Genomic DNA, 4754 nt, shown 5'->3' with positions numbered 1-4754 from the left:
GGTCCTGCGCCAGACCGGTCAGCTGGCCGTAGCGGCCCAGGTACTGCACCTGGCCCTGCGTGTAGGCCTGGCCACCGCTGCGTCCGCGTTGCACCGACCAGCCCGTGCCGCCCTCGTAGTCCACCGAGCGCTGCGCGCCCAAGCTGTAGCTGTTCTGGCCCTGCTGGCGGCTGACCGACGCGGATGCCTGGGTCCGATCGCCCAGCATCAGCGTCAGGCTCAGGTACATCCCATTCGAGCCGGATTGGTTGAAGTCGTGAAACGCGCTCACGCTCATGACCGCGCGGCTGTGCAGGTTGACGGTATAAGTCGCCGAGCCCAGCCTGGCGGCCGGCGCGTCCGGCTGGCGGTAGCCGATGTAGCTCAAGGCCGCGCTCTGTGACTGGGCGACGGGGAACGACAGGGTGACGCGGTCGATCTGCCGTGGCACGGGCGCCTGCTCGCGGGAACCGAGATCTCCATAGCCCCCCAGCGCGCGCGTGGCCTGCATATCCAGGCTGAATCCCGGCCGCACGTACTGGTAGCCCAGGCTGGCCTGACCGCCCGTGTAACGGCCGGCGCTGCCGGCCAGCGATGCGCTGACCACGCCCGCGGCTCCCAGCCTGACCAGCGCGCCCGCGCCCAGGTTGTAGACGCCGGGCGCGCTTTCGGCATGGCCCTCCAGCGTCAGCGCGTCGTCCAGCCCGTAGCGGCCCGATGCGCTGAAGGCTGGCGCGTGGTCGTAGTCGAACGAGCGCACGCTGAACTGCCGCCGCACGAAGCCCGCTTCCACCGAATAGCTGGACAGGCCGCGCGCCAGCAGGCGCGTGTCCACGTACAAAGGCACCGTGGTCGCGATGCTGCGCCCCAGCGCGTCGCGCGTGACGATGGTGGCCTGGCCCGCGCCGGTGATGCCGGGTATCTGGTTGACCACGAAGGGGCCGGCCGGCACGTTGCTGGAGTACTGCTGCACCCCGTTGATGTACAGCGCGATCGAGGACGGCACCACCGAGGACGCGCTGATCGCCGCCACCGGAAAGGTCACCAGGTCCGGCCGCAGCGAGAAGTTGCGGCCCCACTGCACGCCGGCGATGCGGATCGAGCGCGACCAGTCCAGCGAGGACGTGATCGTGTCGCCCAACCGCAGCGTGCGCATCGTGTCCTGATCGGAATGCGACCAGTACGTGTCGTAGCGGATGTAGCGCCCAGTGCCATCGGCTAGATTGGCGCGCCCGCCAAGGTAGCTGATGCCGGTGTTGCTGAACACGCCGGACGGACTGAAATAGCGTTGCTCGGTGTACAGCGACAGCCGGGACAGGCCGCTGGTCTGCGCGTAGGCGTCGTAGTTCAGCACCAGCCCGCGCCCGCTGGTGGCCGGCGGCGCCCGGGACACGCCGCGTATGTCGAGCGCGTAAGGCGTGCGCAAGGCATCCGGCACCGCCAGGTTCACCGACTGCGTCGCGGCGTTGTAGCTGTAGCGCAGGCCGGGAATCGCGTCCAGCCGCAGCTCCGGACTGCCCGCCGCGCCGTCCGGCCCCGGCACGTCGATGCCGATCGAGCGCAGTGAATCGGCGCTGGCCGACAGCCGGCCCTGCGCATCGCGGAACCGCAGCAGTTGAGAGGTATTGGCGCCGTTGATGCTCACTTCCAGGAATACGTCGCGCTCGGCGATATCACCGAACGACACCAGTTGATCGGGCAGCTCCGCCGCCTGCGCCACCGCGCACGACAGGGCGAGCGCGATGCCCCAGCCGCGCCACTCGCCGACGCGGCTGGCGCACGGCCTGTCAATCCATCCGGGGAGTAGCCGAGATCGTGCCGCCATTGATCAAGGCCTTGATATGTACTGGCCCGGAGGCCTGCAGCCGCGCCGGGATGCGCCACTGCCGCTGACGCTGGGCCAGCGCATAGCCCACCAGCCCGTCGACCTCGGCCACCGGCTTGCCGCCGCTGTCCAGCACCTGCAGGCTGGCCACCTGCGCGTAGCGGGTGCCGCTATTGTTCAGGCTCAGCACCCATTCCTTGCCCTCGCGCACGGCTTTCCAGCTCAGTTCCGGACGTGGCTCGGGCGTGGCCCCGGCCACGAACACCGGTACCGAATAGCGCAGCCGCAGCACCACGCCATTGACCGCCGGCGTGGACGGATCCGGGATCTCGTCGATGACCAGCCGATAGCTCTTCTCGATCGCCGTCGGTTCCCGCGACGCGCGCACCAGCCGCACCAACTGCTCGCCGCCGGGCCGCACCTGGATGATGGGGGGACTTACCTGGATCTCATCGGTAGGCAACAACACATCGTCGCCTCCGCGCTGCTCCCAGGCATAGACCCGCACCTGGCCATAGACGGGCATCGCGTCCGGGTTGCGCAGCGTGATGCCGGTGGCGCCCTGCTGCGGCGCCATCTCGACCATGACCGGGGAAATCTGCAGCGTGGCGGCGCCAGCCGGACAAATCCAGCCGAGCAGAACCACCACCATGGCGGATATGCGCGCACACACGGCCACGCTCCTCAGAAATAGACGGTGGCTGTGACGGTCGAGCTATAGGTGTCGGGCGCCGGCGTGGCCTGGGCCGGCACCGAGCCATTGACGGTCAGCGTCTGCGCGGCCCCGGAACCCGTGCCGCTCACGCGCGCCGCCACGGTGGCATCGCCCCAGTTCGTGGTCAGGTCGGCCTTGAACAGCTGGTAGCCGACGGATGCCGTGGTGTTGACGGCCCCGAACATGCGTCGGTTGGTTTCGGTATTGCCCGTGCCGGTGCCCGCGTTGAGACCGACGGTATACGGCGTGGTGTTGGTGCACGTGACGGTCAGCGTCGAGGTGGACGCGACCGCCGCGCTCAGCACGCCCTGGGGAGGGAAAGTCAGGTTGTTGGCCGCGATGGTGCAATTGGCCTGGATGATGATGCTGACGTTGAACGTCGTGGAATTCTGTCCCGCAGCCAAGCCAGATGCGGATGCCAGGGAAGTGAATAAAAGAAATGCGGCCTTGCGATAGATCAGGCGGTCCATACGCGCCACTCCACAAAATACTGCTGATTCAACCTACCCCAAAATGGGTGTGTCATATCAGATCAGATACAAGATCTGGAGCAACACGAGTGTATTTTCCATTCCCCTATTTCTTATTCAAGGTGTTTTCTTAAAATCGACGCCGGATTTTACTTTTCTTTTTACTACTCACGAGTAAATTCAGTTTGATTTTAAAAATAGTCTTAAGCCAATTGAAATATCACGAACACATTGGATATCTGAAGAAATATATCCGCGCATATTTAATCCAATACCAACACGGTATTTTCAAATTAATGACACACATCGCGCTTCATGCAGTTATGACGCTCAGGGCCAGGCATTGATGCAGACATTCTCAATTGACATTAAAAACGCAACACTATTGCTTCAAATGTCGATTTGTTCCTTCTCGCGCTGGCATATTCCGTCATGTTGTAACGCCAGCTAAATTCCCCAGCCTCCGAGCCGTTGTTGCCGGTGTAGCACCCCCTAAGCACTCAAGAACGTCGCGCCATGAAACAGCTACTGAAAGACATCACCATCCGCCGCATGATCCTGGGCACCCTGCTCACCATCAGCGTCCTGCTCGCCGGCATGTCGGCCATCACCATCAACGGTTTGCGCGGCTCGGCGGATGCGCTGACCGACAGCACCGAACTGCTGCACGAAATCTCCGCGCTTTCGCGCGTCAACGACCAGATCATGCGCGCGCGCCTGCGCCTGTCGCGCCAAATGGAATATGCCGCCGCCGGCGATGCCACCCAGGCGGCGGAGGAAGGCCGCAGCATTGACATCGCCCTGACCGAGGCCCGCAAACAACAGGCCATATTCCTGGAACTGGCCGGCAACGATGCCCCGGCCGCCATCCTGGACCCCATGAAATCAGGCTTCGAGGCCCTGACCGTGGCGGGCATCGCGGCCCAGCGCGACCTGCTGACGGCCGGAGACGTGGCGCGCGCCCGCGCCCATGGCGCCGGCCCGGTCGTGACCGCCAGCCGCGCTTTCGGCAAGAGCATCGAGCAATACGAGGCCTACGCCAAGGAACGCGAGACCCAGCTATGGGACAGCGCCGCCGCCAAGCGCCGCCACGCCTATATCGGCACCGGCGCGGTGCTGGCCGTCTGCCTGCTGCTGCTGGTGCTGGGCGACCTGTACGTGGTGCACTTCGTCAAACGTCCGCTGGAGGACGTGCGCGGCCATTTCCAGCGCATCGCCGCCGGCGACCTGACCACGCCGATCGCGGCCTTCGGCCGCAACTGCGTGGGGCAGGTGATTCCCTATCTGCAGGACATGCAGGCCAGCCTGGTCCGCACCGTGCACGCGGTGCGCGCGGGCGTACATGAAATCCATACAGGATCCAGCGAAATCGCCGCGGGCAACCAGGACCTGTCCAGCCGCACCGAGCAGCAGGCCGCCTCGCTGGAGGAAACCGCCGCCAGCATGGAGCAGCTGCTCTCCACCGTCAGCAGCAACGCGGAGAACGCGCGCCAGGCCAACCAGATGGCCTCGACCGCGTCCGAAGTGGCGCAACGCGGCGGACAGGCCGTGCGCGATGCCGTGAACACCATGCGCGAAATCGCCCAGGACTCCAGCCGCATCGAGGACATCGTCAGCGTGATCGACGGCATCGCGTTCCAGACCAACATCCTGGCGCTGAACGCGGCCGTGGAAGCTGCCCGCGCCGGCGAACAGGGCAAGGGCTTCGCGGTGGTGGCGGGCGAAGTGCGCTCGCTGGCGCAGCGCTCGGCGACCGCGGCCAAGG

4 protein-coding genes are annotated in these 4754 nt (G+C 65.5%); 1 reads left to right on the top strand and 3 read right to left on the bottom strand.

Features of this window, described 5'->3' with window-relative positions:
• The 3 genes from KDH83_RS29555 to KDH83_RS29545 form a co-directional block, all read right to left on the bottom strand.
• Positions 1–1804 (bottom strand): fimbria/pilus outer membrane usher protein (locus tag KDH83_RS29555; protein WP_249205445.1); only part of this gene is annotated, 1804 nt, incomplete at its 3' end.
• The gene (locus KDH83_RS29550; protein ID WP_349291690.1) at positions 1767–2477 is read right to left on the bottom strand and encodes a molecular chaperone; all 711 of its coding nucleotides are present in this window, start codon (positions 2475–2477) and stop codon (positions 1767–1769) included. The genes KDH83_RS29555 and KDH83_RS29550, both read right to left, overlap by 38 nt.
• Positions 2478–2488: 11 nt before the next feature.
• A complete protein-coding gene (locus KDH83_RS29545; RefSeq protein ID WP_212322364.1) occupies positions 2489–2989 on the bottom strand; it encodes a spore coat protein U domain-containing protein in 501 nt (166 codons plus the stop codon).
• 516 nt (positions 2990–3505) lie between these two features.
• Between KDH83_RS29545 and KDH83_RS29540 the strand changes: the two genes are divergently transcribed.
• The coding region (locus tag KDH83_RS29540) for a methyl-accepting chemotaxis protein (protein ID WP_212322362.1) at positions 3506–4754 on the top strand (1249 nt) is incomplete at its 3' end.

It is taken from the genome of Achromobacter sp. Marseille-Q0513, assembly GCF_018195695.1.
Taxonomy (GTDB): domain Bacteria; phylum Pseudomonadota; class Gammaproteobacteria; order Burkholderiales; family Burkholderiaceae_B; genus Achromobacter.
This window is presented reverse-complemented; position numbering and strand designations above follow the sequence as displayed.

Bases quoted from the DNA above. Each gene is read 5' to 3' on its own strand.
- KDH83_RS29545 (WP_212322364.1), bottom strand. From the start codon at position 2,989: ATGGACCGCCTGATCTATCGCAAGGCCGCATTTCTTTTATTCACTTCC.